This is a genomic window from Pseudoalteromonas sp. P80D2, from assembly GCF_036680945.1.
Lineage (GTDB): Bacteria > Pseudomonadota > Gammaproteobacteria > Enterobacterales > Alteromonadaceae > Pseudoalteromonas > Pseudoalteromonas shioyasakiensis.
Genome location: NZ_JAZDAR010000034.1, coordinates 97475 through 112609 on the forward strand (window position 1 = coordinate 97475; position 15135 = coordinate 112609).

The 15135-nt window shown below is 38.5% G+C and carries 10 protein-coding genes and 3 pseudogenes; 6 read left to right on the forward strand and 7 right to left on the reverse strand.

Features of this window, described 5'->3' with window-relative positions; all coding sequences use genetic code 11:
- Window positions 1–112: 112 nt before the first annotated feature.
- The 3 genes and pseudogenes from qatC to VRK28_RS09405 all read left to right on the forward strand — a co-directional run.
- Window positions 113–1018, forward strand: a pseudogene (gene qatC / locus VRK28_RS09395) (Qat anti-phage system QueC-like protein QatC); the annotation flags it as partial.
- Window positions 1015–1746: a Qat anti-phage system TatD family nuclease QatD gene (qatD, locus tag VRK28_RS09400; RefSeq protein WP_332393821.1), complete on the forward strand. Its 732-nt coding sequence runs from the start codon at window positions 1015–1017 to the stop codon at window positions 1744–1746. The pseudogene qatC and the gene qatD, both read left to right, overlap by 4 nt.
- A 51-nt stretch (window positions 1747–1797) precedes the next feature.
- Window positions 1798–2359 (forward strand): annotated as a pseudogene (locus tag VRK28_RS09405) (manganese efflux pump MntP).
- A 1-nt stretch (window position 2360) separates the two neighbouring features.
- On the opposite strand, the gene VRK28_RS09410 reads toward VRK28_RS09405, so the two are convergent.
- From VRK28_RS09410 to VRK28_RS09440, 7 genes are all read right to left on the reverse strand, one after another.
- On the reverse strand, window positions 2361–2579 hold the full coding sequence (locus VRK28_RS09410; protein ID WP_062566147.1) for a GDCCVxC domain-containing (seleno)protein: 219 nt from the start codon (window positions 2577–2579) through the stop codon (window positions 2361–2363).
- Window positions 2567–2956 (reverse strand): organomercurial transporter MerC, encoded by a 390-nt coding sequence (gene merC / locus VRK28_RS09415; RefSeq protein WP_016708222.1) that lies wholly within the window; start codon window positions 2954–2956, stop codon window positions 2567–2569. The genes VRK28_RS09410 and merC overlap by 13 nt, the downstream gene beginning before the upstream one ends.
- Before the next feature lie 60 nt (window positions 2957–3016).
- On the reverse strand, window positions 3017–3394 hold the full coding sequence (locus VRK28_RS09420) for a MerR family transcriptional regulator (RefSeq protein WP_016708221.1): 378 nt from the start codon (window positions 3392–3394) through the stop codon (window positions 3017–3019).
- A gap of 222 nt (window positions 3395–3616) precedes the next feature.
- Window positions 3617–4081, reverse strand: coding sequence for a hypothetical protein (locus VRK28_RS09425; RefSeq protein WP_016708220.1), 465 nt, complete (start codon window positions 4079–4081; stop codon window positions 3617–3619).
- Window positions 4078–6162 (reverse strand): hypothetical protein, encoded by a 2085-nt coding sequence (locus VRK28_RS09430; protein ID WP_130049666.1) that lies wholly within the window; start codon window positions 6160–6162, stop codon window positions 4078–4080. The genes VRK28_RS09425 and VRK28_RS09430 overlap by 4 nt, the downstream gene beginning before the upstream one ends.
- Window positions 6159–8930, reverse strand: coding sequence for a hypothetical protein (locus VRK28_RS09435; RefSeq protein ID WP_074988938.1), 2772 nt, complete (start codon window positions 8928–8930; stop codon window positions 6159–6161). The genes VRK28_RS09430 and VRK28_RS09435 overlap by 4 nt, the downstream gene beginning before the upstream one ends.
- The gene (locus tag VRK28_RS09440) at window positions 8914–10404 is read right to left on the reverse strand and encodes a site-specific integrase (RefSeq protein ID WP_016708217.1); all 1491 of its coding nucleotides are present in this window, start codon (window positions 10402–10404) and stop codon (window positions 8914–8916) included. The genes VRK28_RS09435 and VRK28_RS09440 overlap by 17 nt, the downstream gene beginning before the upstream one ends.
- A gap of 85 nt (window positions 10405–10489) precedes the next feature.
- On the opposite strand from VRK28_RS09440, the pseudogene VRK28_RS09445 reads away from it, so the two are divergent.
- The 3 genes and pseudogenes from VRK28_RS09445 to VRK28_RS09455 form a co-directional block, all read left to right on the forward strand.
- A pseudogene (locus VRK28_RS09445) lies at window positions 10490–10747 on the forward strand (PhoH family protein); the annotation flags it as partial.
- A 62-nt stretch (window positions 10748–10809) separates the two neighbouring features.
- Window positions 10810–14238 (forward strand): response regulator, encoded by a 3429-nt coding sequence (locus VRK28_RS09450; protein ID WP_332393822.1) that lies wholly within the window; start codon window positions 10810–10812, stop codon window positions 14236–14238.
- On the forward strand, window positions 14207–15130 hold the full coding sequence (locus tag VRK28_RS09455; RefSeq protein WP_332393823.1) for a diguanylate cyclase: 924 nt from the start codon (window positions 14207–14209) through the stop codon (window positions 15128–15130). Before VRK28_RS09450 ends, VRK28_RS09455 begins: the two co-directional genes overlap by 32 nt.
- Window positions 15131–15135: the final 5 nt, after the last annotated feature.

Sequence of the window (15135 nt, forward strand, 5' to 3'; positions counted from 1 at the left end):
GTTATTCAGACTAAAAGGACTATAATCGTATCAAAGTGAGCCTTAGATGGACTGGTTCTCATTCAGTGATTAGCAATTTCAAGCATTATGCGCAGTCACAAAAGCCAAGGCAAAATCACTAATTGGACTCAACTCAGTTTGCCTTTTTTCTGGTGGTCTTGATAGCGCAGTTGGTGCAATTGATATTTTAAACGGAGAGTCAAATTTAAAACCGCTTTTGGTTAGCCACGCTTATCGTGGTGATGGTGCGAAACAGAAAGATATTAAGCACTTATTATCCCCGCCATTCGGCGAATTGTCCTATTCAATGTCTCCTCATATTATCAAGCATTTAGAAGGTAAAACTGAGATTAGCATGAGGGGAAGAAGTTTCAACTTCCTAGCTATGGCGGTACTTGGTATATCAGCCTTAAGAAATGCTAATTGCGATAGCAGAATTGAAACTATTGTCGTCCCTGAGAATGGCTATATTTCTATAAATCCACCGCTTACCAGAAGACGGATTGGTAGCCATAGCACTAGAACTACTCATCCTAATTTTCTAAGCAGGCTTGAATCTTTGCTTAGAGACACTGGGTTTCATGTCAAATTTGTAAACCCGTATCAATTCAAAACTAAAGGTGAAATGTTAGCGGAATGTGTTGATCAAGACGCAATTAGAAAAGTAGTTCCCCTGAGTGTCTCATGCAGCCATTGGCACAGAGAGCATAAACAGTGCGGGCATTGTGTGCCTTGCCTTATTCGAAGAGCGTCAGTTTTTCATGCTGGTATCACACAAGATGCGCCATACAAGACGAAGCGGTTGAAAGGGCTTATCAAAGAAAAAGATACGCGTGATGATCTGCAAGCGGTTCAAGCTGCCATTATTCGGTTGAAGCAGACAGATAATTATCGTTCTTGGTTACGAATGTCGGGGCCGATACCGCAAGATAAAAATATAAGAGAAAAATTAGAATCAACTATTAAGCGAGGATTGGCAGAGGTTGAGTTATTTCTCCAAGCGGATATATCGTCATGATGGATCTTCATTGCCACGTTGACTTATACCCTGATCACCAAGAAGTATTGAACGATATAAAAAGCAGTAATTATTACGTGCTATCAGTAACTACGGTGCCTTCAGCTTTTGAAGGTACTGTCCAATTAACAAGTGGCATAAAGCACTGCAAAACGGCTTTGGGGCTTCACCCTCAACTTGCTCATCTAAGAAAAAATGAATTAGCACTATTCGATAAGCTAGTTGATAGAACTAGATATATTGGAGAAATTGGACTGGATGGCTCAAAAGGTTATGCTGATTACTTTGATGATCAATTAGAGGTTTTCACGCATATTCTAAAAAAATGTGAAGGCTTTGATGACAAAATACTAACTATCCATAGTCTCAACGCGACTGGTGAGGTACTTCTGAAACTTAGGCAGCACCCTGAGGCTGGCATTCCCATTCTTCATTGGTTTTTGGGTACTAAGAAACAAGTTCTAGAAGCCGTCGAGCTAGGTTGTTTCTTTTCTATTGGCCCAGCCATGCTTACTTCAGCCAGAGCTAAAAAAGTAATATCGTGGATACCTCAAGATAGGATTTTACTCGAAACTGATGGCCCTTTCGCCAAAGTGGCGGGGAATATTCTGTTTCCTTCAAGTGTTGGCACTGTTACTGAATATCTGGCTGAAATTTGGTGTAAAAATAAGGCTTCGATAATTGAGCAACTGTCAGCAAACCTTAGGTGTTTAACATCAGTCAAGTAACTAATTATACGTCACGTAATCTTATAACAATTTTATTCAGGTTTAATCGATTTGTTTGAAGTATTTGTATTAGCTATAGCACTCAGTATGGACGCGTTTGCAGTATCCATAGGCTTAGGTTCTAAAAAAGTAGCAAATGCTGAAAAACTCTTTATTAAAGCCGTTGCTTATTTTGGATTTTTCCAAGGCTTTATACCTCTTTTAGGCTATTACAGCGGTAAAGGATGATCATCTTGGATTTAAGATTATGCACCTTGGATAGCTTTTATTTTGCTATTATTTATCGGTGGCAAAAATGATTTATGAGTCCCAATCTGAAGGAATTGAAGAAGATATTGCTAATGTTACTCATCGTGTGCTATTTGTTCTTGCTATTGCCGCCAGTATTGATGCAATGGCGGCAGGTTATGCAATCACATTGCTTGAGGTAGACATAGCCGTAGCTTGCTTGATAATAGGCGTCACGACGTTTGCCTTTAGCTAGATTGGTGTGAATATCGGCGAAAGAAGTGGCGTATGGCTGGAGTCTAAAGCTGAACTATTTGGTGGTTTAGTGTTAATCGCAATCGCATTTAAGATATTACTTGGTTGGCACAGAACCACCGAATACTAGGCTACTTACCTGAGCAACATGCATTGCCTTCTTGAATAGGAGGACACTTAACTGTTCCATAAGAGCAGTAAACGCAACAATCACCTTTGAACGGTTTAAGTAGTGCTTTACAGCTTTCGCATTCGTAATACCATTGGCAAGCGTTTGTAGGCATGGTTTCAACTTTGCTAAATCCACATTCAGGGCAAGTTATCTTAGATTTTAATTCTATACCTTGCATACTGGTTCCTTAATGGGCTTAACAATATCTAAAATAGACATTACGACCATCCAAATGATCCCAAAGTAAAATAAGTAAGTGCTCCAGTCGTATTGCCATAAAGGATAAAGGGTCAGCAATACTGCAATTGGGCCAATGACACTTAAAATGCCTCTTAATGACTCTCGATGTTGATACCAATTATAGAAATTAACTAACAACGCTAGTGAAGCAAATAATGGCAATAAGGTGTTCACCGCTATCCCTTCAAAATGTGAAAGAAAACCTAACCCAAGAGCAGATGCCAATGAGCCGAGCGCAGGAAAACATGCTGTGCAACTAAGGGCGGCTAGCCAAACGCCACCAGAACCTACTTTATCTAGAATTTTATTGATCATAACTATCTACCTCAATTTTTAAGGTAGTATAAACTCCGTACATAAGTACGGGGTCAATAGCTATTTAAGTGAATTTATTACCGGGCAGGATTGAGGGTCTTGATTGGCCTTGCAAGAATCTGTCATATCTTGAATTACTTTCTCTAACCGCTGTAAATCAGCAATTTTATTACGGATGAGATTAAGTTTTTGCAATCCCATCGATTCTATATCAGCGCAACTGCTACTTAGTGACATCAGTGATTCAATTTCTTTCAGCGTAAACCCTAATGCTTTAGCTTTCAGAATAAATTTGAGTTGATTAGCGTGTGTCTCGTCATACTTTCGATAACCTGATTCGGGTTTTGGAGGCTGCTCTATTAAACCTTGGCGCTCATAAAAGCGGATCGTTTCAACATTGATATCTAAATCTTTTGCCAGTTTTCCAATGGTTCTCATAAACATACTCTTTAGAAGCAGAGACATCATTATACAATTAATGCGGATTGCCTAAACTCAATTTTATTGCATGAACGGGGTCGCTAAGCGTCCGCTTTGTAGAATTAAGTTCACATATCCAGATCACTCTGACCGTCTCTTGTTCGCTCTTGCTGCCTGTCAGGTGAAGTCTAAACCTAATCAACAAAACTGTAAGATGAGATATGAGCTACTACATCTAATCTATTGTTTCGTTGAAACTAATTCAATAATTTCACCAGTAGACGTATCCACTCTTATTTCTGTATGTTGCCCTGAGTGCTGAAGTTGATTTTTTAAATCAGCATTAATCAGTTTGAGCTTATCTATTTCAGCGTACATTTCTTGTAATCGCACCAGTAGCTTTTCAAAATCCTTATCGATTTCCTTAGGGTCAATCTCGTTTTTTTGCTTTTCTTTAGCAAGCTTGCTTTTTAGTTCGGCTACCTTTGTTCTGAGTTGTTTTATTAAATTATCTTTATTTTTTTCTTCCCAAGTTAATTGAGCTTTTTCAATATTTTCTCGTAACTTTACCCATTTTTCTTCTTCTTTAGATAGATTTGCAATATTTCTTTTAGCTCTCGTTGCTACTGCATTTTTGGTTATCTTGCTGCCATCAGATTTCATCTCTTCAAAAGCACGTTTTATATCATCGTATGCGCTACTCATGCTTGTTCTCCTTGGTTTGTATGCGCTTTGCCTTCATCTAATACATAGTCAGCTGCTGCTATATTATTTTTCCAGTGAATAGCAAATAGCTCGTAATCTTCTTGCTCTTCTTTGGTTAATGCCGCATATGCCTCTAGTTTCTGCGTTGCTTCTTTTTTTATTATTTGCCAATTGACCTTGTGGCGTTTGGTAATGATTTTACTACCACAATACACACAGCCACTAGGGATTCCTGCTCCTTTTATCTTGCAAGCTTCTCCCGCAGTGCAGTACCCCGTAGGTAAGCCACGTATGTTTTTAATATTTTTGACGAGAAATTTTTTCAGTTCTTCAATTGAACTGAAATGGATCTGCTTAATCACAGTCGAATCTTTACTTTGACTATCAGTAATACCTATTATCAGATCTTTAGATGTTTTATTAATTTGCTCACCAGCACCACCTTTAAGTGATTGTGACTCGGCTTCATCTATTAACTCTTCTGCAACACGGTCAATTAAAATCTCATTAAACTCTTCAGTAGTTTTAATTAAAGTTGTTGAGGCCAAAAATGCTCTTCGAGTATAAACAAACGTCATTAGGCTAGTTAAATGTTTAAATTGATATCTAATATCATCAAGCTCACCTAATTTATTGGCAATGACAAAGTAGGCCAACGTATGTCGAAACATGTGAGCGGTTAATCTAAACGTATCGCCTTCTTCGTATGGGACACCTCTATTCTCTCCTCTAACTTCTTTGTAGTTAGATTCAAGGCGTTCAAGCTCTGCTATATCATCATCGTCTAGAGTTAAGTCAAAAAGCTCAATGTTTTCACTGTTTTTAACCTCAAATTTTGTGAATCGCCCAGCATCGCTAAAACTAACACTACAGCTACTATGTGAAACCCCGAAAAGACGGTTTCTTTCTAACCCTTCTTTCAAATTGTGTGCTTGACTACTTGTTATATTGGCTCTGCATGAAGAAAGTACAGCTTTTGCCCTTTCTTGCATACCGATCACATATTTTTCGTAAATACCAACACACTCATGTACTTCAGCGTTTGAAAACCATTCCATCTCAACCTTACTGTTGTCGGTTTTGGTCATAATTGCCGTAATGTAATAAATATCATCTTTGTAATTGGCACAGCCAACCTTGCATGTAAGTACTTCGTTATATCTCATACCTGTATAGGCCAAGATATTAATGTATGTGGCTAATTTTAAATCTTCTAATTCTTCGGATAATTGAATGAATTCCTCTTCATTGGGTAAGTTTCTTACATGTTTTGCTATTAGCTCACCTGTATTCATTTTGGGCGGTGGTTCAATGGAGCCTTCATGTAAACTATCTATTAAGCGTGCATTTAATTCTAGCCATCGTTCTATCTTATCCTTAGAGTTTTCAACTATTTTTTCTGCAAACTTCAGAATTTTTTTCATTACTTTAGTAGGAATGACAGGGTGCGAATAAGTGACTGGTCTCGGATGGTGTAACTCGTTTAGTTGGTTAAGCACATCAATAAAAACACTACACACCTTAGGGCCAAAAAGACGAAAGCTTCGTTGCACGTCAAATAGTTTAGTAAATGAGTGTGATTGTCTGTAAATAGCTATTTTCCCGACTTCATATAAATAGTCTTTTATGAGATTCCTAATAACTAAGTCAGATTTGAACTCCAACTCATGAAATGAGTGATAACCTCTTTGTCTTAAGAAGGCTGCAATTAAATTTAGATACGTTACATCATTTTGAAGTGTAGAGATTTTTAGAGGTTTACCGCCTACAACATCACCATGTGTGAGTTTAATTAGTGAATAAATTCGAATTTGATATGCTAATTCATCAACACCTTTAAAATTCACATTTCTTTGCGTTTCTTCATAGCTTATCCAAGTGTCATCGCCAAAGTGAATAGTGCCATGTTTAGCAATATTCAATGCTCTGTTTTCCCACAAAGCAATCGAATTAAAAGCGCTAGTATCATCAACTTTAAAATCTTCTAACACCTGAACCAAAGGTTTTATAGTGATTTGACCTGTATGTGTTTTTACAACAGCGATATCAAGTAGTTTTGTTTTAGTTATCTCTTTGGTCATAGCAAACCTGTGTTTTTCCAATGAGGATGAATACCCTCTGTTCTCAATAATTCTTTTCCATCAATCACAGCTTGAGCATTAAGCTTGGCAATATCAGTTAATATTTCGTTAACTCTATTTTTCAACTGCTCTATGTTTTCCAGTTGCTCTGTTACAGAGTCAAATGTTGCGGCTGAGTTTTCCATATCAGCAACAACAAAATCCCGGTATGACAAAAGTTTCCAAACATGCAATGCGTCAGCAACACAGCGATAGAACGGACACCACAAGCATGCGTTAAAGTCGGCACATGCATGCTCGTTTGTATCTCGCTGGTCTAATAATTTCCTGTTTTGAGATTCGAATGCCACTACTGCGGATTTATCTTTTGAGTTAATGCATGTGCCATTCGGGACTTTTTTACCGTCTTCTGGTGGAGTCTGCAAAATGATTACTTTGTCGGTAACATCGCGAACAAAATAGTCTGCCATTGTTTTTGTCGCTCTGTTGATTGTCATTGCAACATCTTTGTTATCTTGCATTAAATAATGACGCAAGAACGTTTCATAAGAGTGCTTGCCAGCTTTTTGATACCACTTAAATTCTTTGGCAACTTTTCGGTAAATGTAGTTAAGCCCTGATTTTCTGATCTTTTGCGAATTAAATACGATATCACACCCAAGCTCAGTCAATATCCTATCTATAGAGGTCTTGAAACGTGATGCTGTTAATAATTGAATCTTTACTTCTCCAATACTATTTACTTTGGGAAAAACAAAAATTCTTTTTGATAGGTTCTCAATAGAAGGGCGGTAAATAGACGTAAGTCTAGTCGCAGCCTTAATATCAAATATTACTGGTTCGACAACGTCGCCGTATAAGACGCCTTCTTTTTCTAGATCTTCGGCTTTAATTTCAAATTTATGCCATTGAGTTTGATAATTAGCTCGGCGTTTAAATAAACGAAGAGCAGGAGTTTTACTTGAATGTAATGGCGTGTTAAAGAAAAATAAGTCGTCAGTATCAAGCTCTAGCGTAGGAGTTGAATTCCAACCAGTTTTCAATATGACTTTTGCTGCATAAAGTGTAACTTTGTCTTTAATTGTGAGTAAGGTCTCAGAAAGCCCTTTTTCTATGTAATATGCTAATTCTACTACTTCTCTATATGAGTAGAGTTTATCTTGATTCTGAGATAGTTGCTCTTGATGTTGTGCAGTTAATTCGGTGTTGACCGGAAAGCTTTTAATAGTATCTAGACCATAAAACGATAGTAATTTGTCGATAGCGCTCTGATATTGATTACCAACAAAAACCGACAAATCGCCTTGTTTTGATTTTAGTTGAATTGCCTCTCTTATAGCCTTTAGTATCTCACAGTTATTTTCAACAAAAGCATGAACCCCATGACTGGCAATAAGCTTCATTTGTTCATCTGTTAATGATGATGCATTTTCTTTCAATGCTCTAGCCATACTACCTATGTAACCTTTGAGAGTGACGATACCTATGCTCTCGCCATCAATTCGCTTTGTAAAAACTTTATGGTATTCGACTAGGTTTTGATAAAATTTATAGGCATTGTCATATACCCACTCATGCTTCTGCCATTCGGTAGTGTCACTTTCTTTAAGGTAATAGCCTAATGAGTAGGGTAATAAACTTTCCTTTGCGATTTTTTCACCCGTAACAAAGTGGTAAAGGTCCAATGCAGCGTTTAGTAGCAGTAAAAACTGCTGGTTATTTTGAGTTTCTTCTTGGTAATGCTTATAAAGGTATTTAAATCCCTGAAGGCCATTTTCTGCAAACCCTTGAATTCCACGCTCACTAAGCAGCTTAATTATTGGTGATGCTACGCTACCAGCACTATTCAACCACCTTGGAAATGATAAAGTTGAGGATCTAACTCTTGTTGTATTAGCTTCCGAAGCGCTTGCTATCTGATTTTTCAAAAAAGCATCAACTTCATTGCCAAATTTGGATGATATGCTTTGTGCATACCCTATTACTTCGGCTTCAGTTTTAAATTGATTGACTCTAGCTTTACCCCACACATCGGGTAGTATAAATTTTAAAAAAGTACGGAAGTTGTGATTGCATATAAATGATGAAACGAATTCCCTATCCTGTAATGTTGCCAATAATGGCAGTTTGACGCGTTCAGTATTCTTAAAAGTATCATGTAGACAAAGATTTATAATAGCTGTCGCAGTTTTGAGGATATTGTCCCTAATAGAAGAATCTTTGAGGCTTAATTCTGGAAGGACGAGATAGTCCAGATATTTATTTAGTAATTTACGAATCTCTTTTACTTGATGGAATTCAAGTTCGAATAATTTAGTTATGTCGATTGAAGTAGCCCCATTTACTAGCCTAAAAGGAGCGTTGATAGCGTTATCATAAAAATGAAACTTAGCTAAGTTTTCTAAGGCTTCTTCTATACGAGTAGCATAACTAGGTAGCTTGACATCATTTATTTCATTAATGCAAAAGTATTCCAGTTCTTGCCAAATTTCAAAGTCTGATAGAGCATTTAATCCCGAAGTTTGAATTGATGTCGCAGTATCTGTACTAACCTTATTAAGGGCTAGAGGAAGAGTATGTTGTAAACTGACACAAGCATTCCGCAAGCGACTCATTGAAATAGCAGTGTCGTCATCTGCGCTAATATTGTTTTCTTTGTCATATGCCCTGTTAAATAAAACGTCTAACTGTTTGGCTAGAACAATTGAATGAGGTTTAAATCTAGCAGGAATACGATTGGACTTCCGCGTTTTAACTTGCTGCTGCATCTTCAGCCTCACGCATCAGTAATTCGTCAACATCACCGTAGATATCTTTCACCCACTCTGACATTGCTCCGTATGCATCCACTGCTACACTTTTGGCAAAGTCGATGTAACGTTTGGTTGTTTTAAAACTTTCGTGACTCATCAAGGTCATTAGTGTCTGTCTGATGGAACTCTCCGATTCACCTTTGTCAATTAGGTATTTAGCGACATAAGTAGCAAAGGTAGCGCGTAAGTCATGGAATGTGCGTAATAGTATTTCTAATCCCTGCTTCCTTTGTTCTTTTCTAACTATGGAAATAGTATTCCCCGGTGTATCTTCGCTTATCCGCGATCCTGAACTATTCATAAACAAAGGAAGCGGATGTTCACTATTGTCCATACCATGATTAGTCTCATGTTTGGTACGTCGCTTCATATTTTGAATTGTCAAAGTGTGATTGTACAAAAGCTTCATTAGAACTCGCGCTATTGTTAATCTCACTGGCTTATGTCCTTTTCGTACAATGTTCAATTTTGGAATACGTTTCTCGTTTTCTTTTTCATCAGGATCAAAAAGGTCTTTCTGGTCGATGGCTGAAATCTCAAAAGAACGAAGTCCACCTAGCAAAGCACATTGCAAATAAAGCTTATAAGTCTCTTTTTGAGCCGTATCCGTCTCCAGCAACTGTTTAAGTTCTTTTGGAGAATATGGTTGTAGATCTTTTTCGGGTGAGTCTTCCTTTTGTTTCAATGTATTTGGAATGCTCAAATTACTAACCCACTTCCATAAGCCTCCAGAACGTGTGTTGCTAGTAGGTAATTGAAACAATGAACTTACACTTGATTTAGCTTTCGATTTAATACGTACCTGTTTGTATTCAAGTGAGAAGGGGAGGCTATCTATAGCCCCGCGCTTATGGCTCCATATATAGAATGCTTTAACAGCTCTAATTCGTTCTTGAGCGCTGTTAAAGCTTATGCGTTTAGACTTATCTTTGGTTTCGACTCTTTCACATAAATGTTTGTGATATCTCCACACAGGTAACCTAGAAATATCATCATCTACAGATTGTTTTGAAAGTGGTGCAGCTATTACTTCAAAATAGGATGCATCATCTTTATCCAACCAATCTAAGAAAGCTTTTAAGTGCTTAGCTATACTGCAAACAGACTTAACATCTAATGGCTTTCCCGGTTGGCTGGCATGATAAGCGTCACTAAAAGCCTCATTGTCTATTTGATTCTTTTTGAGACTGAAATGACCTTCAAAGCGGTGCATTAAAAATAAGTTCATTTCTTGGCATTCGGTGAAGCGAGTCGGGTGATATAGCACTGGAAAATTAGGTTCTATTTTATCGTGCCTATATGAGTGAGTTCTGATGCCTTTTTCAGTCTTAATAGGTTGCCCTGATTTATCGAGGTGAAAAGACATTCCTTTTCCAAAGTTGACTGATGTTTTAATTATTTTAGTTTTTGTTGTATTTCGAAGTATCATTTTCGTTCACCTTTGATTCTTAGCTAGAGTATGTGTGTAAAAGCTTTTTTGTTCAAGTTTATTAAGGGTATGATAGTATTATATCAATTCGGGGGTGATTTTGGATGAAAGTCAAAACTTAACCGCTTCACAGCTGAAAACCATTATTACTCGCTGCGGTGAAGGCACTAAACTCATTTGCTCAGGTAATCTAGCGCAAATTGATAGTAACTACCTCACGCCAGTTACCTCAGGCTTAACCTATATTGTTGAACGTTTTAAAGATTTTCAGGGCAGTGCTACCGTTAATTTAAACGGTGTGGTACGTAGCCGCTTAGCCAGCTTTGCTGAAGAAAATTTATAACTTGCCAGTATTCCTATGCCTCGTTAACCTAGCTGTTATCGAGGTAAGGTACTTATAAGCCAGTGAATTTTTTACCGTTAAAGCATTACTATCGCTCTTTAGCAGTGGCACTTATTGTGCCGCTGCTAGTGGCGTTTTTTTTGTGTTTACATCTATATAATTTAAAACTTGAACGGGCGATAGAAAGCAGGCAAAACGGTTTTAATAATATTTCAGCTCAGCTTAGCCATGCTATGCGTGCCGCAGATGGCCTTATAGACAACATGTTCAAGCTATATGAGCAGCCACTGTCATATGATTTTGATCCTAGTTGGGCACGCAATGTGAATCAATACGATCACTATTACTATCAAAGTGTTGGCGATGGAGTTGGGGAGATAGTCGGGCAAGGAAAGTTTGCCTCAACCGCTTATGCAATTAATCAATGGCGACGAGTTATTGCCCTCGGGCCCTCTTTTAATACCACGCTGTCGCTAATTCAATCTTTAGAGGCGGTTGCTTATGTTAACGAGCAAGGCTTTGTTTATATTAAGCGCCGTAGCACAGCAAAAAGTGAATTTCTGACCAGTGTGTTAGATAACAAATTTCGACCTTTATCAATAAATAGCAACAAGCTTGCTTCGAGTTCTGTATTGACGATTAATGGTCATGCTTACTTTGCTATTGGCAAGCAACGTGCTGCCAATAGTCGTGATTACATCGTGTTGATTTATGACCTTAAAGCAATTTCTAACTGGTTAAAAAAAATAGCGCCTAACTATGGTGAGTATATTTTTATCAACCAAGATAACCAAGTGATTGCCAGCTCAAAAACAGCACTTAATACTGCCATAAGCGCCAGCGAACATTGGCCGAATGTCGCGATAGATATGACCAAGAATAACCACAGTCATTTAGTGCAAGAAGCAACCAACTTACCTATTTACACTCGTTTCTATGAATCAAAGCAAGCCCTGAGTGAACCGGTAGGCTACGACATTTTTTTAGAATTCGCATTTTTGAGTGTGTTTTTAGTGATGATGTTCAGCGCTGTTTTTTGGTTAAGTCAGCGTATTTTTGTAAAACCAATGACACACTTGATGAATTATCTTGAGCAGCATGATGAAGGCAAACAAGCATTAGTTCATTATCGTATTCCAGTTGATTGGCAGCCTTGGTTCAGCCGTGTGAAAAAGGTGTTTAGCCGTAATGAAGAGCTCGTTCAGTCGTTACAAGAGGCAAATAAAGCGCTTGATTCGCAAGTACAGGTAAAATCAAAACAATTACGCCGTAGTATTGATGCGAAAGAGCGTCACTTAGCGCTATTAAATACCATGCTCAATAACGTACCTGATCTCATTTATTTTAAGAATATTGATGGTTCATTTTTAGGCTGTAATAAGGCGTATGAGCGCTATATCGGCTTGCCACAAGAGAAGTTAGTTGGGCAGCAATTATGTGATATTAGCGATGATAATGGCGAGTTAAACGAGCTTGAAAAGCAAGTACTCAAAGACCGCCAAGCTTATCAAAAAAGATTGACCACAGAAGATAACAGTTATCTATTTAGCATCGTGCCATTTTATAACGAGCATCAGCAATTTCTCGGCACCATGGCGATTGGTCGTGATATTACCGAGCAGCATAATGCGCTCAATGCATTACAAAGCTCCGAAGCAAAATTACGCAGTGCCATGGAATATGCTGCAAATGGGGTGCTGTTGGTATCTCTTGACGATCAGGTGCTGCAAGCAAATAAAGCAGCACGCAAAATCTTTGCAATTGAAAATGCCAATGATCTTAAATTAATAGACTTATTTGCCGAGACGTCTTATCAGACGTTAAAAAATACCCTGACAGAGCTGTTGCATGAGAAGAAAAAAGTTTATCACTTTAGTCTTGAGCAACAAGAGCAGCAGCGCTGGCTACAAATTAGTGTGTCATTAGTTTGGAATGCTGAGCAAACACCTGATTACTATGTTGTTCATGTACAGGATGTGACGGATTTAGTAAAAGCAAAAGATGACGCAGAGCGGGCTACATTAGCTAAGAGCCGCTTTATTGCAAACCTTAGTCATGAAATACGCACACCACTCAATGCTGTACTAGGCTTAATTGACGTGATTGCATTGCAAGGTTTAACACAGCCGCAGCGTAATCATGCCGAACAAGCAAAATCAGCAGCCAATAGCTTGCTTACTTTATTGAATCGTATGCTTGACTTTGCCCGCGCTGAAAGCTCGCAAGTACAACTTAATAAAGCCCCTTTTAGTGTGCCTGATTTAATCGACTACTGTCAGGGAATAACAGCCCCTTTATGCGCAAATAAAGATATCGAATTTAAAGTCGAATGCGATAAAAGCATTAGCGATAACTTAGTGGGTGATCAAATTTGCTTGCAGCAAGTACTGGCTAATTTACTGACAAACGCTGCCAAATTCACCGAGCAAGGCACAGTGACATTAAACTTAATGCTGGTGGAAGAGTCAGCTGAGCAGCAACTCATTTGCTTTACTGTTAAAGACACCGGTATTGGTATTAGCAAGGCAGATCAAAGCCGCTTATTTGATGCATTTACTCAAGGTGATGAATCATTAACGCGCTCTCATCAGGGGGTTGGCTTAGGCTTAGCGATTGTTAAGTACGAAGTTGCGCTAATGGGAGGCGAAATTAAGCTGGAAAGCGAAAAAGGTAAAGGCAGTGAATTTTGCTTTTGCTTACAGCTAGATAAAGCCGCGGAGCCTGTGAAAAAAGAGCTGGTTTCATTGCCTTCTAGTACTGATTTATCTGGCATGTTAGTGCTGGCTGTGGATGATAACCCGCTTAATTTAAGCATTATTAAGAGCATTTTAGAGCAAATTGATGTCACCGTTGTGTGTGCACATAGTGGTGAAAAAGGCATTGAACTGGCAAATAGCTTAAGGCCCGATCTCATTTTTATGGATATTCAGATGCCAGAAATGGATGGTTGTCAGGCCACGCGTATTATTCGTCAGTCATTCACCAAAGAACAAATGCCGATTTACGCACTCACTGCACACAGTGAAAGCGAAGATATTGAGCATTCAATCGCGGCGGGTATGAATAAGCATTTAACTAAACCGATTGTTGCTAGTAAGTTGTTTTTAGCAATGAGTGAACTTGATAACACAAAAGAAGTCTTTTTTGATCAAGCTTTTATACTGTCTCAGTTTGCAAACAATACTAAGTTAGTATTAACTATGTTGTCGAAGTTTGCGACTATGGCAGCAGAGCAGTTATTACAAATCTCTACATTAAAAACTACCGATGAGTTGGTCCGTGTGGTTCATAATGTAAAAGGGTCAGCCGGAAATCTCGGTTTTAAGCGATTGTCAGCGTGCGCTCAGCAATGTGAAGCTAGGCTTAAAGCAGATGGCGAACTGCCCGTACAATTAAATGATGAGTTGCAGTGGCAAATGAAACAGGTCATCGCATTTATCATCGAACAAGGATCTACTGATGTTGAAAAGAGCCAAGGTACTGATTGTTGATGACGATCCGTTAAACCGCTTGGTATTAGAGAAAACATTGCAGCAAGACTATGATGTTTTTTGTGTTGAGAGTGGCGAAAAAGCACTAACGTTTTTAAAAACGCAAACTGTTGATTTGTTGATCTTGGATATTGTGATGCCAGGCATTGACGGCTATGAAGTGCTTACTAAGTTAAAAGAAAGCGCAACTACCAGTATGCTGCCTGTAATATTTATTTCTGCCAATACCAGTCACGATGATGAAGCGAAGGGCCTTGAATTAGGCGCGATGGACTACATCACTAAACCATTTAGTGCTGCTATCGTGCGTGCTCGAGTGCGTAATCAGCTGCTGATCAAACAAAAAAATGACTTACTCGAGATGCTCGCCTCAATTGATGGCCTAACCGAGATCCCAAACCGACGTTATTTAGATGAAAATTTAGCGCGAGAATGGCGTCGTTGCCGTCGAGATCAAACCCCGTTATCTGTGTTATTGATGGATGTTGATCACTTCAAGCGTTACAACGATTGCTATGGTCACCGAGCAGGTGATGATTGCTTAAAACAAATTGCTCATGCCTTAGTTGGATCTTGTGAACGAGGCAGTGATTTTGTTGCTCGTTATGGTGGTGAAGAGTTTGCTGCGGTGTTACCCAATACTTCAGCTAAAGAGGCTATATCGTTTGCAAATAAACTGCGCAATGCTGTGAATGATTTAAACATCCCACACAAAGCGTCGCTAAATGCCGACCATGTCACAATTAGTATTGGTATTGCGACCACAGAAAATGGTCAGGTTTATGCAGAACAAACTTTGCTTGAAGAAGCTGATTTAGGTCTTTATCAGGCTAAAGATGCCGGACGAGATCAGATAGTATCGAGAATGATCGCAGTAAATGAACATGAGTAGGCAAA

Excerpts from the sequence above, each read along its gene's own strand:
- qatD (WP_332393821.1), top strand. The coding sequence starts at position 1,015 with ATGATGGATCTTCATTGCCACGTTGACTTATACCCTGATCACCAAGAA.
- VRK28_RS09410 (WP_062566147.1), bottom strand. The coding sequence starts at position 2,579 with ATGCAAGGTATAGAATTAAAATCTAAGATAACTTGCCCTGAATGTGGA.
- merC (WP_016708222.1), bottom strand. The coding sequence starts at position 2,956 with ATGATCAATAAAATTCTAGATAAAGTAGGTTCTGGTGGCGTTTGGCTA.
- VRK28_RS09420 (WP_016708221.1), bottom strand. The coding sequence starts at position 3,394 with ATGAGAACCATTGGAAAACTGGCAAAAGATTTAGATATCAATGTTGAA.
- VRK28_RS09425 (WP_016708220.1), bottom strand. The coding sequence starts at position 4,081 with ATGAGTAGCGCATACGATGATATAAAACGTGCTTTTGAAGAGATGAAA.
- VRK28_RS09430 (WP_130049666.1), bottom strand. The coding sequence starts at position 6,162 with ATGACCAAAGAGATAACTAAAACAAAACTACTTGATATCGCTGTTGTA.
- VRK28_RS09435 (WP_074988938.1), bottom strand. The coding sequence starts at position 8,930 with ATGCAGCAGCAAGTTAAAACGCGGAAGTCCAATCGTATTCCTGCTAGA.
- VRK28_RS09440 (WP_016708217.1), bottom strand. The coding sequence starts at position 10,404 with ATGATACTTCGAAATACAACAAAAACTAAAATAATTAAAACATCAGTC.
- VRK28_RS09455 (WP_332393823.1), top strand. The coding sequence starts at position 14,207 with ATGTTGAAAAGAGCCAAGGTACTGATTGTTGATGACGATCCGTTAAAC.